Annotated in this window: 21 protein-coding genes; 15 read left to right on the forward strand and 6 right to left on the reverse strand. The window is 72.2% G+C overall.

Annotation, left to right across the window (positions count from 1 at the left end; translation table 11 throughout):
- Positions 1–113: 113 nt before the first annotated feature.
- On the reverse strand, positions 114–650 hold the full coding sequence (locus ABT296_RS07395; RefSeq protein ID WP_351924226.1) for an HNH endonuclease: 537 nt from the start codon (positions 648–650) through the stop codon (positions 114–116).
- Between the two features lie 300 nt (positions 651–950).
- On the opposite strand from ABT296_RS07395, the gene ABT296_RS07400 reads away from it, so the two are divergent.
- Entirely contained in the window at positions 951–2,039 is a 1,089-nt protein-coding gene (locus tag ABT296_RS07400) for a mechanosensitive ion channel family protein (protein WP_351924228.1), read from the forward strand.
- Here the strand turns inward: ABT296_RS07400 and ABT296_RS07405 are convergent.
- Positions 2,029–2,622 carry a hypothetical protein gene (locus tag ABT296_RS07405; protein ID WP_351924230.1) on the reverse strand — a complete coding sequence of 198 codons (594 nt, stop codon included), beginning with the start codon at positions 2,620–2,622 and terminating at the stop codon, positions 2,029–2,031. The genes ABT296_RS07400 and ABT296_RS07405 overlap by 11 nt on opposite strands.
- Positions 2,623–2,863: 241 nt before the next feature.
- On the opposite strand from ABT296_RS07405, the gene ABT296_RS07410 reads away from it, so the two are divergent.
- The 13 genes from ABT296_RS07410 (at position 2,864) to ABT296_RS07470 (ending at position 20,514) form a co-directional block, all read left to right on the forward strand.
- On the forward strand, positions 2,864–4,075 hold the full coding sequence (locus ABT296_RS07410; RefSeq protein WP_351924232.1) for an ROK family transcriptional regulator: 1,212 nt from the start codon (positions 2,864–2,866) through the stop codon (positions 4,073–4,075).
- Positions 4,076–4,199: 124 nt separating this feature from the next.
- Positions 4,200–5,534, forward strand: a complete 1,335-nt coding sequence (locus tag ABT296_RS07415) for an ABC transporter substrate-binding protein (protein WP_351924234.1) — start codon at positions 4,200–4,202, stop codon at positions 5,532–5,534.
- Between the two features lie 6 nt (positions 5,535–5,540).
- Positions 5,541–6,482: a carbohydrate ABC transporter permease gene (locus tag ABT296_RS07420; protein WP_351924236.1), complete on the forward strand. Its 942-nt coding sequence runs from the start codon at positions 5,541–5,543 to the stop codon at positions 6,480–6,482.
- Complete coding sequence (locus ABT296_RS07425) at positions 6,479–7,375, forward strand: carbohydrate ABC transporter permease (RefSeq protein ID WP_351924238.1); 897 nt, start codon at positions 6,479–6,481, stop codon at positions 7,373–7,375. Before ABT296_RS07420 ends, ABT296_RS07425 begins: the two co-directional genes overlap by 4 nt.
- 8 nt (positions 7,376–7,383) lie before the next feature.
- Positions 7,384–8,649: a 6-phospho-beta-glucosidase gene (locus ABT296_RS07430; RefSeq protein ID WP_351924240.1), complete on the forward strand. Its 1,266-nt coding sequence runs from the start codon at positions 7,384–7,386 to the stop codon at positions 8,647–8,649.
- The gene (locus ABT296_RS07435) at positions 8,640–9,647 is read left to right on the forward strand and encodes an N-acetylglucosamine kinase (RefSeq protein ID WP_351924242.1); all 1,008 of its coding nucleotides are present in this window, start codon (positions 8,640–8,642) and stop codon (positions 9,645–9,647) included. Before ABT296_RS07430 ends, ABT296_RS07435 begins: the two co-directional genes overlap by 10 nt.
- Before the next feature lie 241 nt (positions 9,648–9,888).
- Positions 9,889–11,337 (forward strand): GlnX family signal transduction membrane protein, encoded by a 1,449-nt coding sequence (locus tag ABT296_RS07440; RefSeq protein WP_351924244.1) that lies wholly within the window; start codon positions 9,889–9,891, stop codon positions 11,335–11,337.
- 14 nt (positions 11,338–11,351) lie between these two features.
- A complete protein-coding gene (locus ABT296_RS07445) occupies positions 11,352–12,425 on the forward strand; it encodes a glutamate ABC transporter substrate-binding protein (protein ID WP_351924246.1) in 1,074 nt (357 codons plus the stop codon).
- 67 nt (positions 12,426–12,492) lie between these two features.
- Complete coding sequence (locus ABT296_RS07450) at positions 12,493–13,827, forward strand: hypothetical protein (protein WP_351924248.1); 1,335 nt, start codon at positions 12,493–12,495, stop codon at positions 13,825–13,827.
- Positions 13,824–16,295, forward strand: a complete 2,472-nt coding sequence (locus ABT296_RS07455; protein WP_351924250.1) for a serine/threonine-protein kinase — start codon at positions 13,824–13,826, stop codon at positions 16,293–16,295. The genes ABT296_RS07450 and ABT296_RS07455 overlap by 4 nt, the downstream gene beginning before the upstream one ends.
- Before the next feature lie 3 nt (positions 16,296–16,298).
- Positions 16,299–17,567: a PP2C family protein-serine/threonine phosphatase gene (locus ABT296_RS07460; RefSeq protein ID WP_351924252.1), complete on the forward strand. Its 1,269-nt coding sequence runs from the start codon at positions 16,299–16,301 to the stop codon at positions 17,565–17,567.
- 102 nt (positions 17,568–17,669) lie between these two features.
- A complete protein-coding gene (locus tag ABT296_RS07465; RefSeq protein WP_351924254.1) occupies positions 17,670–19,019 on the forward strand; it encodes a vWA domain-containing protein in 1,350 nt (449 codons plus the stop codon).
- Positions 19,020–19,113: 94 nt separating this feature from the next.
- The gene (locus ABT296_RS07470; RefSeq protein WP_351924256.1) at positions 19,114–20,514 is read left to right on the forward strand and encodes an FHA domain-containing protein; all 1,401 of its coding nucleotides are present in this window, start codon (positions 19,114–19,116) and stop codon (positions 20,512–20,514) included.
- A 6-nt stretch (positions 20,515–20,520) separates the two neighbouring features.
- Here the strand turns inward: ABT296_RS07470 and ABT296_RS07475 are convergent, their stop codons facing one another.
- A complete protein-coding gene (locus ABT296_RS07475; protein WP_351924258.1) occupies positions 20,521–21,501 on the reverse strand; it encodes a methyltransferase domain-containing protein in 981 nt (326 codons plus the stop codon).
- Positions 21,502–21,631: 130 nt separating this feature from the next.
- On the opposite strand from ABT296_RS07475, the gene ABT296_RS07480 reads away from it, so the two are divergent.
- A complete protein-coding gene (locus tag ABT296_RS07480; protein ID WP_351924260.1) occupies positions 21,632–22,036 on the forward strand; it encodes a globin in 405 nt (134 codons plus the stop codon).
- An 18-nt stretch (positions 22,037–22,054) separates the two neighbouring features.
- Here the strand turns inward: ABT296_RS07480 and ABT296_RS07485 are convergent, their stop codons facing one another.
- The 3 genes from ABT296_RS07485 to ettA are packed head-to-tail and all read right to left on the reverse strand — an operon-like array spanning position 22,055 to position 24,807.
- Positions 22,055–22,726: a DUF8185 domain-containing protein gene (locus ABT296_RS07485; RefSeq protein WP_351924262.1), complete on the reverse strand. Its 672-nt coding sequence runs from the start codon at positions 22,724–22,726 to the stop codon at positions 22,055–22,057.
- Positions 22,723–23,136, reverse strand: coding sequence for an acyl-CoA thioesterase (locus ABT296_RS07490; protein ID WP_351924264.1), 414 nt, complete (start codon positions 23,134–23,136; stop codon positions 22,723–22,725). Before ABT296_RS07490 ends, ABT296_RS07485 begins: the two co-directional genes overlap by 4 nt.
- A 6-nt stretch (positions 23,137–23,142) precedes the next feature.
- Positions 23,143–24,807, reverse strand: a complete 1,665-nt coding sequence (gene ettA, locus ABT296_RS07495; RefSeq protein ID WP_351924266.1) for an energy-dependent translational throttle protein EttA — start codon at positions 24,805–24,807, stop codon at positions 23,143–23,145.
- Positions 24,808–24,956: the final 149 nt, after the last annotated feature.

Raw genomic sequence — 24,956 nt, forward strand, 5'->3', positions numbered from 1 at the left:
GGCGCGCGGCACCGTGAAAGAGGCCCGCGCGCGGATGTGGGGAGGGGAGCGCGCGAGGGGACCGTGCAACCGGTCCCCACACACCCTCCGCAGACGCACAAAAGCCCGGATGCTCAGGCGGAGATGCCGTCGATCCGGGCCAACGCGTCGTCCGCGCCGTACGGCTGCAAGTACGGCAGCCAGCGCGGGTCCCGATGCCCTGTTCCGATGATGCGCCAGGCCAGACCGGTGGGCGGGGCCGGTTTGTGGCGCAGCCGCCAGCCGATCTCGAACAGATGACGGTCGGCCTTCACGTGGTTGCAGCGGCGGCAGGACGCCACCACGTTGTCCCAGACGTGCTTGCCCCCGCGGCTGCGCGGGATGACGTGGTCGACGCTGGTTGCGACGCCACCGCAGTACATGCACCGGCCCCCGTCACGCGCGAAGAGCGCCCGCCGGGTAAGAGGAACGGGCCCCCGATAGGGAACCCGGACGAATCGCTTGAGCCGGACCACGCTTGGTGCGGGGACTGTGACGGTTGCGCTGTGCAGAAAGGCGCCGGACTCCTCAAGGCAGACGGCCTTGTTTTCGAGGACGAGGACGAGCGCGCGGCGGAGCGGTACGACGCCGAGCGGCTCGTACGACGCGTTGAGGACCAGGACATGCGGCACGGATGCCTCCTTGGGCGTCGGCGGCGCGTGGCTCGCGCCGGGACGATCTGTAGTCAGTCTCCCCTCAGCCCTGTCGAAAGCGCCACCATGTCCGGGTAACGGGCTGAGAGTGTTTTCGACCACACATTTCTTCATCCCCAGGTGAGCACGGTCTCTCCCTCGAACATTGCAACGATCCACACACGATGCACCGTTAGTGTGGTGGGTCTGCCCCCTCGGTGACCTTTCCGTGACCTTGATGACCTTGACCCCCGCAGACCGCAGTACCGGGAGGCAGAACCGCACCTGGAGGTACCCGCCGTGTCCTTGTCCGCCGCCCTACTGGCCGCCGCCGAACCGTCCCCGTCGCCCTCGGTGACGGGCCCCACGGTCCCGACGCTCCAGGACGCCCAGGAGCGCGCCACCAACGCGGCCAGCTGGGTCGAGGAGAACTGGTCCACCTGGCTCGCGATCGGTCTGCGGGTCCTGCTGATCGTGGTGATAGCGGCGGTGCTGAGAGTGATGGTGCGGCGGGCCATCACCAAGCTCATAGACCGGATGAACCGCACGGCCCAGGCGGTCGACGGCACCGCGATCGGCGGGCTGCTGGTCAACGTGGAGCGCCGGCGTCAGCGGTCCCAGGCGATCGGCTCGGTGCTGCGCTCGGTGGCCAGCTTCCTGATCATGGGCACCGCGGCGCTGATGATCCTGTCCACCTTCGACATCAATCTCGCCCCGCTGCTGGCCTCGGCCGGTGTCGCGGGTGTGGCGATCGGTTTCGGCGCCCGCAACCTCGTCACGGACTTCCTCTCCGGTGTCTTCATGATCCTTGAGGACCAGTACGGCGTCGGCGACCAGATCGACGCGGGCGTGGCCTCCGGCGAGGTCATCGAGGTGGGCCTGCGCGTGACGAAGCTGCGCGGCGACAACGGCGAGATCTGGTACGTCCGCAACGGCGAGGTCAAGCGCATCGGCAACCTCTCCCAGGGCTGGTCGACGGCCGGGGTCGACGTGACCGTGCGCCCGACGGAGGACCTGGACCGGGTGAAGGCCGTCATCTCCGACGTCGCCGAGCGGATGAGCAAGGAAGAGCCCTGGAACGAGATGCTGTGGGGCCCGATCGAGGTGCTCGGCCTGGACAGCGTGCTGCTGGAGTCGATGGTGGTGCGGGTCACGGCGAAGACGATGCCGGGCAAGTCGCTGACCGTGGAGCGCGAGCTGCGCTGGCGGATCAAGCGGGCCTTCGACGCCGCGGACATCCAGATGGTCGGCGGCCCGCCGGTGCCGGTGGACGACGCGGTCGCGACCGACCCGACCGCGGGCATGGCCGCCCCGTCGGCCTACGCCAACGCCACCTCCCCGCAGTCCCAGGCAGCCACCCCGCTGACCCCGCCCAGCGTCACGAAGTAGCCCCGCGGGCCGGGTCGTAGACCTCCCGCGCCCAGGCGGACCACTTGGACGCGCCCTGGGTGAAGCCGCACTGGAGCGATGCCTCGGCACCGCTGCGCCAGGTCGTCACATGGCCGTGGACCGGGCCGGTGCCGGCGCAGTCGAGGGTGAAGTCCGCCTCGACGAGCCGGACCGCCCGGGCCTGCACGAAGCGTCCGGCCACCGGGTAGTCGGCCTCGCCGAAGCCCGGCTCCTCGTCCCGGACGGACGTCTCCCCGACGCGGGCCAGGTCCAGCCCCTCCCGGCGCTCCAGGGACCGGAGGATGCGGGCCTCGGGCACCGGTTCGCTCGCGTCGAGCCGCGGGACCACCGTGCGCACGTGCAGCAGCGGGAAGGCGACCGGGCCCTCGTCCTCGGCGATGTCGACCACCGGGGAGACGGCGACGAGGACGGGCTCCGAGGTGTGCGAACTCCAGCGGATCGCGCCCTCGCGCGCACAGACGGACGGCGCGGGGGTGGAAGCGGCGCGGGTGGAGGCCGCGGGAGTACCGGGCGGTCCGGCCGTCGCCCGCTCGCCGCCCCCCCTCCGCAGGCCGCGGCACACACCGCGAGCAGACACACCGCCGACGCCCGTCTCCGTCCTCGCCCCACCGGGTCCCCGCCCTTCTCCGCGCCGCCCGAGGCTGCTGATCGAACCTCATTTTCCGGCAGGCCCTTGACGGCCCCGACGCCTGGGCCTACCTTCCTCGACAACCGATAGGAAAGTTTCCTAACAGTGTTCCCACGGCCTCCCTGGCGAGCGGAGGCGTGAGAAGCTGTCCCCCCGAGAGGCAGGTGCAGACACCGTGGCAGGAACCGCCGGCACGCCGGGCACCCCGCGCGTCCTGCGCGCCATGAACGACCGCGCCGCGCTGGACCTGCTGCTGGAGCACGGCCCCCTGTCCCGTACCCGGATCGGCAAGCTCACCGGCCTGTCCAAGCCCACCGCCTCCCAGCTGCTGGCCCGTCTGGAGGCCGCCGGCCTGGTCCTGGCCACCGGCACCACCGAGGGCAGGCCCGGCCCGAGCGCCCAGCTCTACGGCGTCAACCCGGCCGCCGGATACGCCGCCGGACTCGACGTCACCCCCGAGCGGGTCCTCGCCGCCGTCGCCGACCTCACCGGCCGCACCGTCGGACGGTTCGAAATCCCGACCCCGAAACGCCGGCCCGCCCGGCCCGTCGTCCAGCAGGTCGCCGACGCCCTCGACGGCGCCGTCAAGGCGGCCGGGCTGACCCGTGACGACGTGCGCCGGCTGGTCATCGGCACCCCGGGCGCCTTCGACCCCAACACCGGCCGGCTGCGCTACGCCGCCCATCTGCCCGGCTGGCACACCCCGCACATCCTCGACGAGCTCGCCGCCGCGCTGCCGATGCCGGTGGAGTACGAGAACGACGTCAACCTGGTCGCGGTGGCCGAACAACGGCTCGGCGCGGCCCGGGGGCACGAGGACTTCGTCCTGCTGTGGAACGAGGCCGGACTCGGCGCCGCCCTCGTCCTGGGCGGCCGACTGCACCGCGGCTGGACCGGCGGCGCCGGCGAGGTCGGCTTCCTGCCGGTGCCGGGCGCGCCCCTGGTCCGCCAGGTGACCCGCACCAACAGCGGCGGCTACCAGGAGCTGGCCGGCGCCCAGGTGATCCCGCGGCTCGCCCGGGAACTCGGCGACCACGACATCCCCGAGGGCCCGTACACCGAGGTCGCCGCCGCCCTGCTGGCACGGGCCGCGGACAGCGGCGACGGGCCCCGCCTGCGGCTGCTCACCACCTACGCGACCGGTCTGGCCACTGGTCTCGCCTCCCTCGTCTCCGTACTCGACCCCGAACTCGTCGTCCTCAGCGGCAGCGCCCTCAGCTCCGGCGGCGAGCGGCTGCTCGCCCTGGTCCAGGCCGAGCTGGCGGAACTCGCCGCCTCCCGGCCCCGGCTGGTGCTGGGCGACGTGACCGAACAGCCCGTCCTGCGCGGCGCGCTGGAGAGCGCCCTCGCGACGACCCGCGACGAGGTCTTCGACACCTCGCGCTGAGCGAACCCCGCCCACAACCCCCTGACGCCCCTCCTGGGGCGAACCCCGCCCACACCCCCCGCTGCCCCTCCCAGGGCGCACCCCCGCCCCTGCCCCCTGCCGTCCCTCCCAGGGAGACTTCGCCATGCCCATATCCGTAAGAAATGCGGCCTATGTCCTCACGGCCTGTTCCCTCGCCCTCCTCGCCACCGCCTGCACCGGGGACTCCGGCTCCGGCGCGGGCGACGACCCGAACGCCGAGACCACGCTCACCTTCTGGCACGGCTGGAGCGCGCCCGCCGAGGTGAAGGCCGTCCAGGAGAACATCGACCGGTTCGAGAAGGCGCACCCCAACATCAAGGTGAAGGTCGTCGGCAACATCAACGACGACAAGCTCAACCAGGCGCTGCGCGCGGGCGGCTCGAACGGACCGGACGTGGTGTCGTCGTTCACCACCTCCAACGTCGGCAAGTTCTGCTCCTCCGGAGCCTTCCTCGACCTGAAGCCGTTCATCGACAAGTCCGGGCTCGACCTGGACGCGACGATCCCGAAGCCGATGCTCGACTACACCCAGTTCGAGGGCAGGCGCTGCGCCCTCCCGCTGCTCGGCGACGCCTACGGCCTCTACTACAACAAGGACGCCTTCGAGGAGGCCGGCATCAAGGCGCCCCCGAAGACCTGGTCGGAGTTCGCCGAGGTCGCCAAGAAGCTCACGAAGGCCGACGGCGACTCCTACGAGCGGCTCGGCTTCATGCCGACGTACCACGGCTACGAGACCGTCGTCTCGCACTACATGTCCCAGTGGGACCACGCCTACTTCGACGCCGACGGCAGGTCGAACATCGCGAAGGACCCGGCGTTCGCCGAGATGTTCACCTACCAGAAGAAGCTCGTCGACGACCTCGGCGGCTTCGCGAAGCTGGAGAAGTACCGCAACACCTTCGGCGACGAATGGGGCGCCGAACACCCCTTCCACACCGGCCAGGTGGCCATGCAGCTCGACGGCGAGTGGCGCCTGGGGATGGCCCGGGACACCGACCCCGGCTTCGAGATCGGCACCGCGCCGCTGCCCGTCGCCGACGACGAGGCGGACGAGTACGGCAAGGGCTTCCTCTCCGGGACGATCGTCGGGATCGCGCCGCGCAGCGAGAAGCAGAACGCCGCGTGGGAGCTGGTGAAGTACATGACGACCGACACCGAGGCCGTCGTCGCCTTCTCCAACGCCATCCACAACGTGCCGTCCACCTTCGAGGCCCTCGAATCACCGGACCTCAAGACCGACCCCGCCTTCAGGACCTTCCTGGACATCGCCCGGCACCCCGAGTCCAGCACCGCCCCGAACTCCGTCAACGGCGCCACCTACCAGCTGACGCTCCAGGACTTCGGCTACGCGTACGAGTCGGGGAAGGCGACCGACCTGAAGGCGGGCCTGGAGAAGACCGCCGAGCAGATCGACCGCGACATCGAGCAGGCGAAGTAGCCGCCCATGTCCACCACGCTCGCCGTCCGGCGCCGCAGGTCCGCCCTGCGGACGCTGGCCTTCCTCTCCCCCTGGCTGATCGGCTTCGCGGTCTTCTTCGCCTACCCGCTGATCTCCACCCTGTACTTCTCCCTGATGCGCTACGACGGCTTCAACCCGCCGCAGTTCCGCGGCCTGGACAACTGGAGCTACGTCTTCAACGACTACCCCATGTTCTGGCCCGCGCTGCGGAACACGCTGTGGCTGGTCCTGGTGATGGTCACCTGCCGGGTGGTCTTCGGACTCGGCGTGGGCCTGCTCATCACGAGGATCAGGACCGGCGCCGGAGTCTTCCGCACCCTGTTCTACCTGCCCTACCTCGCCCCGCCGGTGGCCGCCACCCTCGCCTTCGTCTTCCTGCTCAACCCCGGCACAGGACCGGTGAACACGGTCCTGGACGGGCTGGGCCTCCCGGCGCCGGGCTGGTTCACGGACCCCGCCTGGTCGAAGCCGGCGCTCACCGCACTGGCCCTGTGGGGCGTCGGCGACCTGATGGTCATCTTCATGGCCGCCCTGCTCGACGTACCGAAGGAGCAGTACGAGGCCGCCGAACTGGACGGGGCCTCGGCACGGCAGCGGTTCCGGTACGTGACGCTGCCGAACATCTCGCCGATCGTGCTGTTCGCGGTGGTGACGGGCGTGATCCAGACCATGCAGTACTACACCCAGCCGCTGGTGGCCGGGAAGGTCGCCTCCGGGGTCATCGGCGGCTCCGGCCAGTCCTTCGAACCGGGCTACCCCGACAAGTCGACCCTCACCCTCCCCCAACTCGTCCACAATCTGGGCTTCCAGCGCTTCGACTACGGCGCCGCCTGCGTCGTCGCCCTGGTGCTGTTCGTCCTCGCCATGGCGTTCACGGCGCTGCTGATGCGCAGCCGGGGCGGGCTGCTGGGAGCGGGTGCGCGATGACGACACCTCACGTACTGGACAAGTCCGTGCCGTCCCTGCCGGTCGACGACGCCGCCCGCGCCGCCCGCCGCCGCTCCCTGCTGGAGTGGATCGCCGTGCACTCCCTCGGCGTGGCCGCGGCACTCTTCTTCACCCTCCCCTTCGTCTTCGTGGTCCTGACCTCGCTGATGAGCGACCAGCAGGCGCTCACCCGGGATCTGGTCCCCGACACCTGGCAGTGGGACAACTACCGCCGGGTCCTGGACACCCCCGGTTTCCTCACCTGGTGGCGCAACACCCTGCTCTACGCGGGCCTGGGCACCGTGCTCTCGGTGGTCTCCTCGATCCCGGTGGCGTACGCGCTGGCCAAGTTCCGCTTCCGGGGCCGGAATCTGTCGATGATGCTGGTCGTCTCGATGATGATGCTGCCGCCGCAGGTCGTGATCATCCCGATGTACCTGTTCTGGGCGAAGCAGCTGGACCTGTCCGGCACGCTCTGGCCGCTGATCGTCCCGATGGCGTTCGGGGACGCGTTCTCGATCTTCCTGCTGCGCCAGTTCCTGCTGACCATCCCCGACGAGTACCTGGACGCCGCCCGCGTCGACGGCTGCGGCGAGCTGCGGACCCTGCTGAGGGTGGTGGTGCCGATGGCGAAGCCGGGCATCGCCGCGGTCGCCCTGTTCCAGTTCTTCTACGCCTGGAACGACTACTTCGGCCCGCAGATCTACGCCTCCGAGAACCCCGCTGCCTGGACGCTCAGTTACGGCCTGGAGTCCTTCAAGGGCGCGCACCACACCGACTGGAATCTGACCATGGCCGCGACCGTCCTGGTCATGGCCCCCGTGATCGTCGTGTTCTTCTTCGCTCAGAAGGCGTTCGTCGAGGGCGTCACACTGACCGGAGTGAAGGGTTGAGCCGCACAATGAAACTGACCGTGGTCGGCGGAGGATCGACCTACACCCCCGAACTGGCCGACGGGTTCGCCCGGTTGAGGGACACCCTGCCGATCGGGGAACTGGTCCTGGTGGACCCGGCCGCCGAGCGGCTGGAGCTGGTGGGCGGGCTGGCCCGCCGGATCTTCGCCCGCCTGGGCCATCCCGCCCGGATCGTCACCACCGGTGACCTGGACCGGGCCGTGGAGGGCGCCGACGCCGTCCTGCTCCAGCTGCGCGTCGGCGGCCAGGCGGCCCGCAACGAGGACGAGACCTGGCCGCTGGAGTGCGGCTGCGTCGGCCAGGAGACCACCGGCGCGGGCGGCCTGGCGAAGGCGCTGCGCACGGTACCGGTGGTGCTGGACATCGCCGAACGGGTCCGCCGGGCCAACCCCCGCGCCTGGATCATCGACTTCACCAACCCGGTCGGGATCGTCACCCGCGCGCTGCTCCGGGCCGGGCACCGCGCGGTGGGCCTGTGCAACGTGGCGATCGGCTTCCAGCGGAAGTTCGCCGCCCTGCTGGACGTCGCCCCCGCCGACCTCCACCTCGACCACGTGGGCCTGAACCACCTCACCTGGGAGACGGCGGTACGGCTCGGTGGTCCGGAGGGCAGGAACGTCCTGCCCGAGCTGCTCGCCGGGCACGGCGGGGCGATCGCCGCCGACCTGCGCCTGCCGCGCGCCGCACTGGACCGGCTCGGCGTGGTCCCCTCCTACTACCTGCGCTACTACTACGCCCACGACGAGGTCGTGGACGAACTGCGCACCAAGCCCTCCCGGGCCGCCGAAGTAGCCGGGATGGAGCGCGAGTTGCTCCGGATGTACGCCGACCCGGCCCTGGACGAGAAGCCGGAGCTGCTGTCCCGGCGGGGCGGGGCGTACTACTCGGAGGCCGCGGTGGACCTGGCGGCGGCGCTCCTGGGCGGCACCGGCAGCCCGTACCAGGTGGTGAACACCCTCAACCGCGGCACGCTGCCCTTCCTCCCGGACGACGCGGTGATCGAGGTGCAGGCCGCGGTCGGCGCCCAGGGGGCCGTACCGCTGCCGGTGCCGGAGGTGGACCCGCTGTACGCGGGGCTGATGGCGAACGTGACGGCCTACGAGGACCTGGCGCTCCGGGCGGCGCTGCTGGGCGGCCGGGAGCGGGTGTTCCGGGCGCTGCTGGCGCATCCGCTGATCGGCCAGTACGCGTACGCGGAGACCCTCACCGACCGGCTGATCGCACACAACCGGGAGCACCTCGCGTGGGCATGACGGGCGGTGTGCTGGCGATCGACGCGGGCAACAGCAAGACCGACGTGGCGGTGGTGACGGCCGACGGGCGGGTCGTCGGCTCGGCGCGCGGAGGCGGGTTCCGGCCGCCGGCGGTCGGCGTGGACGCCGCGGTGGACCGGGTCGAGGAGGCGGTGCGGCGCGCCTTCGCCGAGGCCGGCGTGGACGCGGTGAGCCATGTCTCGGCCTGCCTCGCCAACGCCGATCTTCCCGTGGAGGAGGCCGGGTTGACGCGGGCGCTGGCGGCCCGCGGCTGGGGGGCGACGGTCGAGGTCCGCAACGACACCTTCGCCGTCCTGCGCGCGGGCGTGACCGAGCCGAGGGGCGTGGCGGTGGTCTGCGGCGCCGGCATCAACTGCGTGGGCATGCTCCCCGACGGCCGTACGGCCCGCTTCCCCGCGCTCGGCCGTATCTCCGGCGACTGGGGCGGCGGTTGGGGGCTGGCGGAGGAGGCCCTGTGGTACGCGGCCCGGGCCGACGACGGCCGGGGCGCGCCCACGGCCCTGGCCGCGGCGCTCCCGGCGCACTTCGGGCTGCCCTCGATGCCGGCCCTGATCGAGGCCCTCCACCTGGAGCACCTCCCGCTGTCCCGCCGCCACGAACTGACCCCGGTCCTGTTCGCCACGGCGGAGGCGGGCGACGAGGTGTCCCGTTCCCTGGTGACCCGCCTCGCCGACGAGGTGGTCACCATGGCGACGGTGGCCCTGACCCGACTGGACCTCCTGACGGAGGAAACCCCGGTGGTCCTGGGCGGCAGCGTCCTGGCAGCCCACCACCCCCTCCTGGACGAGGGCGTACGGAACCTGCTCTCCACCCGAGCCCCGAAAGCCGTCCCCACCGTGGTGACGGCCCCACCCGTACTGGGCGCCGTCCTCCTGGGCCTGGACCGAACAAGGGCGAGCGAGGAGGCCAAGTCACAGGCACGCACCCACTACAACCCACCCAGCCCGTCTGGGGGTGCCCCCTCTGGGGGAGTTTGAGGACGAGGCCCTTTCGGGGCCGGACGGGGGTCCGGGGGCAGAGCCCCCGGTGGGGGTCCCCCCTCTGGGGGAGGGACGGGAAGGGGCGGCGGGGGCGATACCAGACGCCGACCCGCACCCCCGCACAACCCCACCGGAACCGAACCGATTCCAGCCGCGTATTCATGGGCGGGGGGTGATCCGGGATCCCGCCTGGCCGCCGGCAGCCTTCGGCAGTGATACTGGCGGACGACGGATGACCATGGGGGAGGTCGAAGTGACACAGCCGGCGCACACCAGCAACAGCACCGCACCACCACCGAACTCCCCCCTGCCCACACCCCCGTCACTCCCGCCCCAGCAGACCCGCCCCACTCCCCCCACCCCACCCGACACCCGCAGAACCGCGTTCGCGGAGGGCGCCGACCGCCTCCGCGCGGCCGCCACCACCGAGCCCGGCCGCCTGCGCATCATCGGCGCCGTACTCGCCCTGCTGGTCGTCGCCTTCGGCGCCGTCACCGCCTGGCAGGTCACCGAGCGCGCGGCCGCCGCCGACGACGTCCTCACCAGCAGCCAGCCGCTCAGCTCCGACGCCGCCGACATCTACCGCTCCCTCGCCGACGCCAACACCGCCGCCTCCAGCGGCTTTCTGGCCGGCCGCGAGGAGACCGGCGTCAACCGGGTCCGCTACGAGAAGGGCATCCGCACGGCCGCCGAGAAGCTGGTGAACGCCGCGGCCAACTCCGACCCCGACTCCCCCTCCGCCGCCACCATCGCCGAACTCAACCGGCTGCTGCCGGAGTACAAGGGCCTGGTCGAGCAGGCGCGGACGTACAACCGCCAGGGCTTCCCGGTCGGCGGCGCCTATCTGCGCTACGCCAACGAGAAGATGCAGGAGCAGATGCTCCCGAAGGCGGAGGACCTCTACACGCGGGAGAACCAGCGGCTGCGCGAGGACTACGCCGCAGCCACCCCGTACCCGTGGATCGCGATAGCCCTCGGCGTGGTCGCGCTGGCCGCGCTCGGCTGGGCGCAGCACCGCAACTACCGCCGTACGAACCGGGTCCTGAACCACGGTCTGGTCGCCGCCACCGCGACCGCCGTCGTCGTCCTGCTCTGGCTGGTCGTCGGCCACAGCGTGGCCCGCGCCGGGCTGAACGACTCCTACGACCACGGGGTCCGCTCGCTGAACGTCCTGCACGACGCCCGGATCGCCTCCCTGAAGGCCCGCGGCAACGAGAACCTGACGCTGGTCTCCCGCGGCGCCCAGACCAAGAAGGTCGGCGAGGAGACGTACGACGCCTACGACTACGAGTTCGAGCGGGAGATGAAGACCCTCGGCAAGGGGCTCACCCTCGCCGAGGGGCTCGCCGACGACCGGGCCGGCGAGCAGCCGGTGACCGCGGCGGTGGGGAACATGACGGAGTGGAGGAAGCGCCACGCCGCGGCCCGCGCGGAGGACGAGAACGGCGAGTACCAGCAGGCGCTGGACCGGGTGATCGGTGCCAAGGGCACCACCGGCGAGTGCTTCGACAGCGTCGACGCCAACCTCGCCAAGGCGCTGGAGCACGAGACGACCGAGTTCAAGTCGGCGGCCGGGGGCGGCCTGGACGCGATGACGGGGCTGTCCACGGGCGCCGCCGTCCTCGCCGTGCTGGGTGCCGCGGGCGCCGTGCTGGGCATCGGCCGCAGGCTGTCGGAGTACCGGTGAGAGGGGGAGTGACGATGCGCGGGCGTGAGTTCGTCCGGCCCTTCGGGGGCGGGGCCCGGCTGCGGGCCAGTCTGCGGGGCTGGGGCGGAGTGGGTGCGATGGCGGCAGTGTGCGCCCTGGCGGTGGTGCTCGCGCTGCTGCTGCCGCTCACCCAGTCCGCCGGCGACGGCAGCACGGGGATCGGCGGACCGGGCGTCGCCCAGGGCACGCACGCCCGGGCGGAGGAGGAGTGCGCCGGCCCGGAGAAGCAGACGCTCTCCCCGTCCGGCGCCGACGGCCCGACCATCGAGGCGATCAAGAGCCGGGAGGGCGAGAAGCGCAAGCTGGTCGTCGGCGTCGACCAGAACAGCTACCGCTGGGGCTACCGCAACCCCAACAGCACCGGCACCGCCGAGCTGGAGGGCTTCGACATCGACCTGGTGCACCGCATCGCCGAGGACATCCTCGGTGACCCGGACGCGGTGCAGTTCAAGGCGATACCCACCAACCAGCGCATCCCGGCGATCCAGGAGGGCCGGGTCGACATGGTCGTCCGCACCATGACGATCAACTGCGACCGCCTCGCCGACGTCGCGTTCTCCGCGCCCTACTTCAAGACCGGCCAGCAGGTCCTGGCGCCCAAGTCCTCGACGGTCGAGGGCTACGACGACAGCCTCGCCGACCGCAGGATCTGCACCGCGGACGGTTCGACGGCGTACTCCACGCTGGAGCGGGCGAAGAAGGACGGTGACCTGCCGGCCACCGCGGACATCGACTCCACCGTCGTCCCCAACCAGCTGGACTGCCTGGTGCGACTCCAACTGGGCGAGGTGGACGCGGTGGTGACCGACGGCGCGCTCGCCGCCAGCCAGGCCGCGCAGGACCCGACCGTCGAGCTGAAGGGCGAGGCGTTCACCACCGAGTACTACGGCGTGGCGATGAAGAAGGACGCCGACGACCTGGTGCGCCGGGTCAACCGGATCCTGGTGGAGTACCGCGAGGACTCCGGCGGCTGGCAGGCGTCCTACGACAAGTGGCTCTCGGCGACACTGGGAGCCGATTCGGCGGAGTCGGAGCCGCCCGCGCCGCAGTACCTCCGCACGAGCTGACCACCGGCAGACACAGTCACGACAGGCTCTCCCCCGAAGGCACGACAACAGCAGCGAGAGGTGATCGATGGGCGTCACGGGACCCCCCGGGCCGGTGATGGACCGGGACGAGGTGGACCGTGCGCTGGCACGGCTCGGCGCGGAGCACGAGGCGATCGAGACCTCGCTGCTGGCCCTCCAGGACCACGCCGGCCGCAGACTCCTCGAAGGGGCCGAGCTGACCGGCGTCACCAAGGAGCGCTGGGCGTCCACCGACGCCTCCATCACGCTGCTGTGGGCCTACTTCGACTCCTACACGGCGACCCTGCGCGGCGCCCGGGAGATCCGCTCGCGGCGCCGCTGGTCCAGCCGCGAGGACCTGGTGGAGCTGACCGAGCTGCTGCGCGGCGAGTCCGTCACGGTCGCCGGTTTCGCCGCGGCCACCGCCAACGCACCGACCCTGAACGGCGGTTCGGGCAAGCTCAGCGAGCGGTTCACCCTGGTGACGCTGGTGGACCGGATGAACGAGCTGTACGCGACCTCGCTGGACATGGTCGTCACCGCCGACGCGGTCTGGTCGGCGCTGCCCGCCCGGATAGATTTACTGGCCGCGGAGCTCCAGCGCACCCGCAGGCTCGCGCACTCCGTCGGGGTGCGGCCCGGCGAACACCCGGCCGGCGACGACCTGGAACGGATCACCCGTGTCCTGACCGCCCTGCGCGAGCAGGTGGTGTCCGACCCGCTGGCCTACTGGCGCCCCGCGCCCGGGAGTTCGGCGCCGGGCGGCGGCAGGCCCGACACCACGGTCTACGACCGTGAGGCGCGGGCGCTGGAGGACGTGCGCCGGGAGATAGACGCCGTGCTCACCGTCCGCCAGGACGCGGAGGCCCGGCTGGTGAAGCTCAGGGACGTGCTCTCCCGCGCGGACCGCACCCTCGCCGAGGCCCGCGCCGCGCGCGGCGAGGTCCTCGCGAAGATCGCCGCCACCGAGGTGCCGGTCGTCAGCGGCCCGCCGACCGTGCTCCAGGAGCAACTGGCGACGGCCGCCGAGTACCGCAGGCACGCCCAGTGGCACCGGCTGTCGCCGCTGCTGGAGTCCCTGGAGCAGCGGGCGGAGGACGAACTGCTGCGCGCCCGGGAGTCGTTGACGGCCGTCACCGCGCCGCTCGCGGTCCGCGCGGAGCTGCGCGGCCGCCTCGACGCGTACAAGGCGAAGGTGGCCCGGCACGGCATGGCCGAGGACCCGCTGCTGGTGGAGCGGTACGACGCGGCCCGGCGCATGCTGTGGAGCGCGCCCTGCGACCTGCGCGTCGCGGAACAGGCCGTCCTGCGCTACCAGCAGGCGGCCGCCGAACAGCTGGGCTCCCCCCGCGTGCCGGGTCAGGGCGGCCCGGAGGATCGTCGGGGGGAGACGAGCTCATGAGTGGGACACAGCGCACCTGCCAGCGGCCCGGCTGCGGCGGCGCGTACGAGGACATGGGCGGCGGCGAGCTGTACTGCGACACCTGCGGGCTGGCCCCGGTCGTCGGCGCGAGCCCGGCCGGAGCGCCGGCCGGCGACAAGGACGGCTCCGGCAGCGCGAGTTCGCGCGCCAGCGGCCGCGCCAGCTCCCGTACGTCGTCCCAGTCCTCGAAGTCGCGCCGCTCGGTGTCGGGGCGGCTGTCGCGGTCCCTGTCGGGGCGCTCCACCAGCCGCTCGGTGTCGGTGCGCAGCTCCGGCGCCGCCGCCAGTGCCTCCGGGCGGGGCCGGCTCGGGGTGGGCCTGGTCGAGGTCCCGGACGTGCCGCGGCCCGATCCGCGCGCGATGGTGCTGGACAACCCCGAGGTGCCCGAGCGCAAGCGGTTCTGCTCGCGCTCGGACTGCGGGGCGCCGGTGGGCCGTTCGCGCGACGACCGGCCGGGCCGTACGGAGGGCTTCTGCACCAAGTGCGGCAACCCGTACTCCTTCGTGCCGAAGCTGAAGTCCGGGGACGTCGTGCACGGCCAGTACGAGGTCGTGGGCTGCCTGGCGCACGGCGGGCTCGGCTGGGTCTACCTCGCCGTGGACCGCGCGGTCTCCGACCGGTGGGTGGTGCTCAAGGGTCTCCTGGACACCGGTGACCAGGACGCGATGGCCGCCGCGATCTCCGAGCGGCGCTTCCTCGCGGAGATCGAGCACGCCAACATCGTGCGGATCTACAACTTCGTCGAGCACCTCGACCAGCGCACCGGCTCCCTCGACGGCTACATCGTCATGGAGTACGTCGGCGGCAAGTCCCTCAAGGAGATCGCCAACGGCCGCCGCACCGGCGCCGGCAAGCGCGATCCGCTGCCGGTGGAGCAGGCGTGCGCGTACGGCATCGAGGCGCTGGAGGCGCTCGGCCATCTGCACAGCCGCAACCTGCTCTACTGCGACTTCAAGGTCGACAACGCCATCCAGACCGAGAGCCAGCTCAAGGTCATCGACATGGGCGCGGTGCGCCGGATGGACGACGAGGAGTCGGCCATCTACGGCACGGTCGGCTACCAGGCGCCCGAGGTCGCGGACGTGGGCCCGTCGGTGGCCAGCGACCTGTACACGGTGGCCCGCACCCTGGCGGTGCTGACCTTCGACTTCCAGGGCTACACCAACGTCTTCGTGGACTCCCTGCCGGACCCGGACCACATCGAGGTGTTCCGGCGGTACGAGTCCTTCTACCGGCTCCTGGTGCGGGCCACCGACCCCGACCCGGCGCGCCGGTTCGCCTCCGCCCAGGAGATGGCGGAGCAGCTGACGGGCGTGCTGCGCGAGGTGGTCTCGTTGCAGACCGGGCAGGCCCGGCCGGCCCTGTCGACGCTGTTCGGGCCCGAGTTGAGGGTCACGGACACGGAGCTGTTCCCGCGGCAGACCGGCGAGGTCTCGCGGCTGGGGGCGCGCGGCACGCCCGGTGCGCCCGCCGGGCCCGCGCCCGCGCTCACGGAAGGGCTCGTCAAGCCCGTCGACACGGCAGCGGCGGCCCTGGCGCTCCCGGTGCCGCACGTGGACCCCGGTGACCCCAACGCCGGTTTCCTGGCGGGCCTGATGACCTCCGCCCCCGCCGAGCTGGCCGGCGCGCTCGCGGCGGCTCCGGCGCCGTCGGCCGAGACCCGGCTGCGGCAGGTGCGGGCCTGGCTGGAGAGCGGGGACGCGGGCTCGGCCCACCGGACCCTGCTGGAGCTGGAGGCGGACCGGCCCGACGACTGGCGGGTGGTCTGGTACCGGGGTGTGGCCGCCCTGGTGACGGGCGACCACGAGGGCGCGGCCCTCGCCTTCGACGCGGTCTACGACGCCTTCCCCGGCGAGCCGGCGCCCAAGCTGGCCCTCGGTCTGTGCGCCGAGGTGCTGGGGCAGTTGGACAACGCCGCCGAGTACTACCGCCTGGTGTGGTCGACCGATCCGAGCTTCGTGAGCGCCGCGTTCGGTCTGGCCCGCGTCCAGCTCGCCACCGGCGACCGGCGGGGCGCGGTGACGACGCTGGAGTCGGTCCCGGAGAGCTCCGTGCACTGCACGGCGGCCCGGGTGGCGGCGGTGCGGGCGCGGCTGCGGCAACGCACCGCGGTCGCCGGTGACGTACCGTTCCTGGAGGACCTGACGGCCGCGGCCGGGCAGGTGGAGGCGCTCCAGGCGTACGGCCTGGACCCGGCGCGCCGCGAGCAGTTGGCGGCGGAGGTGCTCGGCTCCGCGCTGGACTGGGTACTCTCCGGTGGCCAGGGTTCCGCCGTCCCCGACGCCGCCGGGGGACGGCTGCTGCTGGGCAGTGGCCTGGACGAGCGGGGACTGCGGTTCGGGCTGGAGCGTTCGTACCGCATGCTGGCCCGGCTCGCGCAGGGCGGCGAGGAGAGGATCGACCTGGTGGAACGTGCCAATCGTTACCGCCCCCGGACGTGGGTGTAGTTGATGTCGCAGATGCCCCAGCAGACCGCGCTGTCGAAGTGCCCGAGCTGCGCCGAACCGCTGCACTCGGGTGACCGGTTCTGCGAGAAGTGCGGATACGACCTGTCCGCGCTGCTCGACACGCCGGCCGCCGCGAACGGCGATGTGGCCTGGCCGCACGCCGTTGAGCCGGACAGTTCGGACACCCCGCCCGCGGTCCATCTGCCGACCGACCTCCAGGGCACGGAGTCGGACGGCGGCGACGGCGCCGCCCGGGGCGGAGTGCGGTTCGACCGCGCGCCCGAGCCGGACGAGTACGCGCTCCAGGCGCCGGATCCGCGGATCGCCGCCGAGCAGCCCGCCCCCGAGGCCGCCGGCGCCAAGGTGTGCGTGGCCTGCCGGGCGGGCCGGGTCGACCACGACGGCTACTGCGAGAACTGCGGGCACGCCCAGCCCCGCGAACGCGACCACATGGAGCAGGAGTGCGGCCCGGTGGCCGCCGTCAGCGACCGCGGGCTGCGCCACCACCGCAACGAGGACGCCTTCGCCGTGGGCTGCACGGCCCTGCCCGACGGCTCCCCCGCGGTCCTGGCGATCGTCTGCGACGGCGTCTCCTCCGCGACCCGCCCCGACGACGCCTCGCTGGCCGCGTCCCGGGCGGCGAGCGACACGCTGCTGGCCGCCCTGCCGCAGGGCACGCACCCCCAGCAGGCCATGCACGAGGCGATCGTGGCGGCCTCCCGCGCGGTCAACGCGCTGGCCGGCGAGCCCGCCACCGCCCGCGAGCAGGCCCCGCACCAGAACTCCCCCGCCTGCACCCTGGTCGGCGCGGTCATCACCGCCGGACTGCTGGTCGTCGGCTGGGTCGGCGACAGCCGCGTCTACTGGGTCCCGGTGGACCGCGGGACCCCGCCCGCACGGCTCACCGAGGACGACTCCTGGGCCGCGCAGATGGTCGCCGCCGGGCTGATGAACGAGGCCGAGGCGTACGCCGACGAGCGGGCCCACGCGATCACCGGCTGGCTCGGCGCGGACGCCTACGAACTGGAGCCGCACACCGCCTCCTTCAAGCCGGACCGGCCGGGTGTGGTCGTGGTGTGCACCGACGGCCTGTGGAACTACGCCGAGGGCGCCGAGGAGATGGCCGAGGTGGTGCCCCTCGACGCGGCCGTGCGTCCGCTGCACAGCGCGCGGGTGCTGGTCGGTCACGCGCTCGACGGTGGGGGCCACGACAACGTAACAGTGGCCGTGCTGCCGTTCCCGGCACCGCAGTTGGGGGCAGGATCGGCCTGAGAGGCCGCGCCGCGGGGGACAGCCTCGACGGACCGGAGGGGACCGGTCCGCCCACAGCCATCGCCCCACCCCGGTGGGGTCTCACAGGGGGATCAGAGAAGCATGGCCATTTTCTCGAAATCGAACGTGCCGCAGTTCTCGATGGACGTGTACCAGAACGAGTACCTCCCCGAGGGCGGCCGCGAGGTCAACGCGATCGTCACGGTCACCTCGACCGGGGGCGGCACGATCGGTAACGCGGTCGCCGCGCCCCACCTCTACACGCCGGGGCAGGGCCCGTCCGCCGCGGTGGCGATCATGGTCGACTGCTCGGGTTCGATGGACTACCCGGGGACCAAGATGCGCAACGCCCGGGACGCCACGGCCGCGGCCGTGGACACCCTGCGCGACGGCGTCCACTTCGCGGTGATCGGCGGCACCCATGTCGCCAAGGAGGTCTACCCGGGCGGCGGGCGCCTCGCGGTCGCCGACCCCACCACCCGCGAGCAGGCCAAGGAGGCGCTGCGCAGGCTCAGCGCGGGCGGCGGCACGGCGATCGGGACCTGGCTGCGCCTCGCCGACCGGCTGCTGTCCTCCGCGGACGTCGCCATCCGCCACGGCATCCTGCTCACCGACGGCCGCAATGAACACGAGTCACCACAGGATCTGCGGGCCGCCCTGGACGCCTGCGCGGGCCGTTTCACCTGTGACGCCCGCGGTGTGGGCACCGACTGGGAAGTGAAAGAAGTCACAGCGATCTCCTCCGCGCTGCTCGGCACCGCCGACATCGTCGCCGACCCGGCCGGCCTCGCCGCCGACTTCACGCGGATGATGGAGACGGCGATGGGCAAGGAGGTCGCGGACGTCTCCCTCAGGGTGTGGACCCCGGTCGGCACCACCATCAAGTTCGTCAAGCAGGTCGCCCCCACGGTCGAGGAGCTGACCGACCGCCGCACGGAGTCGGGGCCGCGCTCCGGCGACTACCCCACCGGCTCCTGGGGGGACGAGTCCCGTGACTACCACGTGTGCGTGGAGGTCCCGGCCGCTGAACTGGGCCGGGAGATGCTGGCCGCACGGGTGTCGCTGGTCACTCCGCGGCCCGGGTCGGACGACGTCCACAACCTCGGCGCCCAGGGCCTGGTGAGGGCCGTGTGGACCGACGACATGGCCGCCTCGACGTCGATCAACCCCCAAGTCGCCCACTACACCGGGCAGGCCGAACTGGCCCAGGCCATCCAGCAGGGACTGGACCTCCGCAAAGCGGGCGATACGGACGGGGCAACCGCCAAACTGGGCCGGGCCGTTCAGCTCGCCAGCGCCTCCGGAAACGCCGATACGGCGAAACTCCTTTCGAAGGTGGTGGACGTGGTCGATGCCGCGGCAGGTACTGTGCGACTGAAGGCGAAGGTCGCGGAGGCCGACGAGATGACTCTCGAAACCCGGTCCACAAAGACTGTTCGTGTAAAGAAGTGACACCAGTACCGCCCGAGCAAGACCACGAGCCCGGCCCCTCGGGGTGGGAGTAATCCGGCCATGGCGGCCGGAAAGGAGAGGGGGAAGCGCCGACATGCCGACCTGCCCGAACGGACACCAGTCGGGTTCCGACGACTGGTGCGAGGTCTGCGGTCACCGCATGGCCGGTGCCGTACCTCCGCCCCCTCCCCCGCCGCCCGGCGGCGGCTACGGCTTCCCGCCGCCCGGCGCCCAGCCCGGCGGTGCCCGGCCGCCGCACCTGTCCTCCGTGCCGAACGCCGAGCCGGAGCTGTGCCCGCAGTGCCGCACGCCCCGTGAGGGCGGCGCGCCGTTCTGCGAGGAGTGCCGGTGGAACTTCCTGACCAACACGGCGACCTCGTACACCCCGGCCGCCCCGCGCCCGCCCGGCCCGAGCCCCGCCGCCCGCTTCCAGCAGCCGCCGCCCGGGCCGTCCTACGGCGGGGGTGACTCCTACGACTACCAGAGCTCGCGGCCGTCGCAGATGAACCGGCCCGCCGAACCGATTCCGCCGTTCGGCTCCGACCCCGCCTCGGCACCCGGCGGCCCGGGAGGCCCCGGCGGTCCGGGCGGCTACGGCGGTCCCGGTCCCGGTGGACCAGGCGGTCCTGGCTACGGCGGTCCCGGCGGCCCCGGCCCGGGTGGTCCCGGTGGCTACGGCGGCCCCGGTGCGCCCGGCGGCACGGGCGCCTACGGCGGACCCGGCGTCCCTGGTCCGGGCGGCCCCGGCCCCGGCGGACCTGGTGGCCCCGGTGGCCCCGGTGGCCCCGGTGGCCCCGGTGGCCCGTCCGGTTTCGGCGGCGACGGCTCGCGGCCGGTCCCGCCGCCGCCCGGTCCCACCCCGCCCGCCGGCCCCGGCGGACCCGGCGGTGCTCCGCAGGCGTTCCAGTCCCCCTCCGGCCCGCCCGCCCCGCCGGCCTTCCCGCAGGAGGCGAACCGGCCGCAGCCCGGCGGCCCGTCCTTCGGCGGCGGCGAGGACGACTGGGTGATCCAGCCCCCGTCCGCGGGTGCGCCCGGCGGCCAGGGCGGCTACGGCTACCCGCAGCCCGGCCAGGCCTTCCCGCAGCAGCCGGCCACCTGGTCGGCGACGATCGGCCCGGACCGCGACTACTTCATGGCGATGATGCAGCGCTCCGGCCCCGAAGCTGCGGGCCTGAACCTGCCCGCGTACTCCCCCGAGCAGCAGCGCACCCTCGGCGGCAACCAGGTCACCATCGGCCGCCGCCGGCACTCCACCGGCGACACCCCGGACATCGACCTGTCGGTGCCGCCGGAGGACCCGGGCGTCTCGCACCAGCACGCGGTGCTGGTCCAGCAGCCCGACGGCTCCTGGGCGGTCGTCGACCAGAACTCCACCAACGGCACGACGGTGAACGGCTCCGAGGAGCCGATCCAGCCGTTCGTCCCGGTACCGCTGCAGGACGGCGACCGGGTGCACGTCGGCGCGTGGACGACGATCACCATCCGCCGGGGCTGACCCGCCTCACCGGAGGGGCCAGGCGTACGGCCCCTCCGGATCGTCCAGCCAGGCCCACCCGCGCCCACCGCTGACGGTGACGCCGTAGCGCCGCCGCTGCGGCATGCTCTCGCGCCGCCACATCGCGTACGCCTCCTGCGGGTCCAGGCTGTCGCGGCTGAGCGCCAGCAGGAAGCGGAACAGCTCGTGCTCCCGGGCCCGGCGCGGGACCCCTCCGTAGGGCAGGGGTTCCTCCTCCGGCGGGCCGCCGCGCAGCGGGACGAAGTAGGCGGGCGTGGACAGGAAGCGGCCCTCGGCGTGCTCGGGGCCGCGCACGGTCAGCACGACCAGACCGGTGGCCATCGGGGCCAGGATCCGGGCGCCCGCCCGGCACTGGGCGAGCCAGGCCGGCGGGACGGACGGCAGCGCGCAGGTCGCGATGATTCGGTCGAAGGGCGCGCGTTCGGCGGCACCGCGGGCGCCGTCGCCGGTGAGCACCGCGGGGTGGTACCCGGCCGCGGCCAGATGGAGCCGGGCCGACTCGGTGATCTCAGGCTCCAGCTCGACGGTCGTGACGAGCCGGTCGTCGCCCAGCCGCCGGGCCAGCAGCGCCGCGTTGTAGCCGGTCCCGGCGCCGATCTCCAGCACCCGGTCCCCGTCCCGCACGCCGAGCGCGACCAGCATCATCGCCATCAGCGAGGGCTGGCTGCTGGAGGAGAGCAGCTCCCCGTCACGCAGCCGGGTGGCCAGCGGTACGTCGGCGTAGGCGCCGCGCATCCACAGCTCCCGCCCGCCCGGTTCGGGACTCTCGCCCCAGCGGCGCTCGTACCCGCCGACCGCGCCCACGTAGTAGTAGGGCACGAAGAGATGGCGCGGGACGGCCGCGAACACCTCCCGCCACACCGGGTCCTCGTCCCAGGCGCCGCTGAGGTCGATCTCGCGCACCAGTTGCGCCCGCGCCGCTGCGGCGAGGTCGTCGAGGTCCTGTTCGGGAGCGGGGGCGCCCATGCCTCCACTGTCCTGCGCCGGACGGCGCACGGCGAGTGCCGGACCGGCCGGATCGCGGCCCGCCGGTGGGCCCGGTGGCCGAGGTCCTAAGTCCCAGGTCCTCGGTCGTGGCGTCTGAGACCATGGGAGGGTGAAAGAGATTCGGCGCGGCACGCTTCAGGAGCAGACCTTCTACGAGCAGGTCGGCGGGGAGGAGACCTTCCGCCGTCTGGTCCACCGTTTCTACGCGGGTGTCGCCGAGGACCCGCTGCTGCGGCCCATGTACCCCGAGGAGGACCTGGGCCCCGCCGAGGAGCGCCTGGTCCTGTTCCTCATTCAGTACTGGGGCGGTCCGACCACGTACAGCGAGAACCGCGGCCACCCCCGTCTGCGGATGCGCCACGCCCCCTTCACCGTCGACCGCGCGGCCCACGACGCCTGGCTGAAGCACATGCGGGACGCCGTCGACGAGCTCGGCCTCTCCGAGGAGCACGAGCGGACCCTGTGGAACTACCTGACGTACGCGGCGGCTTCGATGGTGAACAGCGCGGACTGAGACCGGTGGGCGGGCGGGTCAGCGGGAGACGCTGACCCCCAGCGCCCCGAGTCCCGCCGTACGCACGGCGACGGACCCGTAGGGGGTGCGCAGGCGCAGCCAGCTCCCCGCCGACAGCAGCGCGGGTTCCCCGCCGCCCCGCAGGAAGCCCAGGGACTGGGCGGCGTGCACGGCCCGTACGGGCAGCGAGGTGTCGCCGACGGTCCGGGACCAGATGTCCCGCCCGATCAGGTCGAGTGCGGCTCTGGTGCGCCCCTCCGGGCCGAGTTCCTCGGTGCGGGCGCGGAATTCGGCGACCGCGGCACCGACCATGGCGCGCAGCGCGTCGGGGGCGGGCAGTCCCGGCTCGGTCCGCCAGCCGCCGCGGGGCGGCAGCACACCGGCCCAGGGCGGCCCGGTGACGGCGCCCGGGACGACGGCCGTGGCCGCGGCCTCGTCCACCGCCTCCAGGAGTTCACCGGCGGACACGGTCCGGTCCAGGGTGACGTCGAGGCCGTCCTCGTACGGCTTGGCCAGCCGTGCCGCGCGGATCGCCAGCACCTCGAAGGAGGGCGGACGGCCGAAGACGGCGAGCGCGGTGCCGGCCGCCTGAAGGCGCACCGCGGCGGACCGGTCGTAGTGGAGCAGCCGGGAGAGGAAGGCGGCGAGATCGGCCGCCTCCCCCTCCTCGGCGAGGTGGAGCACCGTCATGCGGCGACGGCCTCCTCCTCCACGTCGTCGGTGTACTCCCGGAGGAACTCTCGTTCCTCGGAGGTGATCCGGCGGGGCCGCTGCGCCTCGAAGTCGAACGGCACTATCACCGTCGACGCACGGACGTAGACCAGGTCCGCGTCCTTCACCTCGTAGGTGATGGTGAAGGAGGCGGCCCTTATCTCGGTGACCCACAGCTCGATGTCCACCGGGCGGTGCCGGTGCACGAGCTGCCGCTTGTAGTCGATCTCATGGCGCGCCACCACGGACCCCTGCTGGAAATCCTTGTCCGGACGGAACAGGAAGTCGATACGGGCTTCCTCCAGGTACCGGAGGAAGACCACGTTGTTGACGTGGCCGTACGCGTCCATGTCCGCCCAGCGCAGCGGGCAGCGGTAGATGTGCCGCAAGATCGATCAGCCCCGGGTCAGCTTCTTGTAGGTGGCGCGGTGCGGGCGGGTGGCGTCCGCACCGAGGCGCTCGATCTTGTTCTTCTCGTAGGACTCGAAGTTGCCCTCGAACCAGAACCACTTGGACTCGCCCTCGTAGGCGAGGATGTGGGTGGCCACCCGGTCCAGGAACCAGCGGTCGTGGGAGACGACCACGGCGCAGCCCGGGAAGTCGAGCAGGGCGTTCTCCAGGGAGGACAGCGTCTCGACGTCGAGGTCGTTGGTCGGCTCGTCGAGGAGCAGCAGGTTGCCGCCCTGCTTGAGGGTGAGCGCCAGGTTGAGGCGGTTGCGCTCACCGCCGGAGAGCACCCCGGCGGGCTTCTGCTGGTCCGGGCCCTTGAAGCCGAAGGCGGACACGTACGCCCGGCTCGGCATCTCGACCTGACCGACGTTGATGTAGTCCAGCTCGTCGGAGACCACGGCCCACAGGGTCTTCTTGGGGTCGATGTTCTCGCGGCTCTGGTCGACGTAGGAGATCTTGACGGTCTCGCCGACCTTGATGGACCCGGAGTCGGGCTCTTCGAGACCCTGGATCATCTTGAAGAGGGTGGTCTTGCCGGCGCCGTTCGGGCCGATGACACCGACGATGCCGTTGCGCGGCAGCGTGAAGGAGAGGTCGTCGATGAGGACCTTCTCGCCGAAGGCCTTGTTGAGGTTGTTGACCTCGACGACGATGCTGCCGAGCCGCGGGCCCGGCGGGATCTGGATCTCCTCGAAGTCCAGCTTCCGCATCTTCTCGGCCTCGGCGGCCATCTCCTCGTAGCGGGCCAGACGCGCCTTCGACTTGGCCTGGCGCCCCTTGGCGTTGGAGCGCACCCACTCCAGCTCTTCCTTCAGACGCTTCGCACGCTTGGCGTCCTTCTGCCCCTCGACCTTCAGACGGGTCTGCTTGGTCTCCAGGTAGGTGGAGTAGTTGCCCTCGTAGGGGTAGGCGCGGCCGCGGTCGAGTTCGAGGATCCACTCGGCGACGTTGTCCAGGAAGTACCGGTCGTGGGTGATGGCCACGACGGTGCCCGCGTACTTGGCGAGGTGCTGCTCCAGCCAGTTCACCGACTCGGCGTCGAGGTGGTTGGTGGGCTCGTCGAGGAGCAGCAGGTCGGGGGCCTCCAGCAGCAGCTTGCAGAGCGCCACACGGCGCTTCTCGCCACCGGAGAGGTTGACGACCGGCCAGTCGCCGGGCGGGCAGCCCAGGGCGTCCATGGCCTGCTCCAGCTGGGCGTCGAGGTCCCAGGCGTTGGAGTGGTCGAGGTCCTCCTGGAGCTTGCCCATCTCGTCGAGCAGCGCGTCGGAGTAGTCGGTCGCCATCAGCTCGGCGATCTCGTTGAACCGGTCGAGCTTGCCCTTGACCTCGGCGACACCCTCCTGGACGTTCTCCAGGACGGTCTTGTCGTCGTTGAGCTTGGGCTCCTGCATCAGGATGCCGACGCTGTACCCGGGCGACAGGAAGGCGTCACCGTTCGACGGCTGCTCCAGCCCCGCCATGATCTTCAGCACGGTCGACTTACCGGCGCCGTTCGGGCCGACGACGCCGATCTTCGCTCCGGGGAGGAAGTTCAGGGTGACGTCGTCGAGGATCACCTTGTCGCCGTGCGCCTTGCGCGCCTTGCGCATGGTGTAAATGAACTCAGCCAAGAGAAACCGTCCGGCAGCTTGAAATCTGGCAGTGGGCAGATACACCCCATCTTGCCCGACGGCCACCCCTGGGGGGAAACCCGTTCGGTCCGGGGGCTGTGACCTGGGGGTTCCCGGATGCGGTGGTGGGCCGACCGGGGGCCAGGGGT

The sequence above is a fragment of the Streptomyces sp. NPDC000983 genome, from assembly GCF_040299205.1.
Taxonomy (GTDB): domain Bacteria; phylum Actinomycetota; class Actinomycetes; order Streptomycetales; family Streptomycetaceae; genus Streptomyces.

Bases quoted from the DNA above. Each gene is read 5' to 3' on its own strand.
- ABT296_RS07430 (WP_351924240.1), top strand. From the start codon at position 7,384: ATGAAACTGACCGTGGTCGGCGGAGGATCGACCTACACCCCCGAACTG.
- ABT296_RS07440 (WP_351924244.1), top strand. From the start codon at position 9,889: ATGGGGGAGGTCGAAGTGACACAGCCGGCGCACACCAGCAACAGCACC.
- ABT296_RS07445 (WP_351924246.1), top strand. From the start codon at position 11,352: ATGCGCGGGCGTGAGTTCGTCCGGCCCTTCGGGGGCGGGGCCCGGCTG.
- ABT296_RS07465 (WP_351924254.1), top strand. From the start codon at position 17,670: ATGGCCATTTTCTCGAAATCGAACGTGCCGCAGTTCTCGATGGACGTG.
- ABT296_RS07475 (WP_351924258.1), bottom strand. From the start codon at position 21,501: ATGGGCGCCCCCGCTCCCGAACAGGACCTCGACGACCTCGCCGCAGCG.
- ABT296_RS07485 (WP_351924262.1), bottom strand. From the start codon at position 22,726: ATGACGGTGCTCCACCTCGCCGAGGAGGGGGAGGCGGCCGATCTCGCC.
- ABT296_RS07450 (WP_351924248.1), top strand. From the start codon at position 12,493: ATGGGCGTCACGGGACCCCCCGGGCCGGTGATGGACCGGGACGAGGTG.
- ABT296_RS07470 (WP_351924256.1), top strand. From the start codon at position 19,114: ATGCCGACCTGCCCGAACGGACACCAGTCGGGTTCCGACGACTGGTGC.
- ABT296_RS07420 (WP_351924236.1), top strand. From the start codon at position 5,541: ATGTCCACCACGCTCGCCGTCCGGCGCCGCAGGTCCGCCCTGCGGACG.
- ABT296_RS07425 (WP_351924238.1), top strand. From the start codon at position 6,479: ATGACGACACCTCACGTACTGGACAAGTCCGTGCCGTCCCTGCCGGTC.
- ABT296_RS07455 (WP_351924250.1), top strand. From the start codon at position 13,824: ATGAGTGGGACACAGCGCACCTGCCAGCGGCCCGGCTGCGGCGGCGCG.
- ABT296_RS07415 (WP_351924234.1), top strand. From the start codon at position 4,200: ATGCCCATATCCGTAAGAAATGCGGCCTATGTCCTCACGGCCTGTTCC.
- ABT296_RS07460 (WP_351924252.1), top strand. From the start codon at position 16,299: ATGTCGCAGATGCCCCAGCAGACCGCGCTGTCGAAGTGCCCGAGCTGC.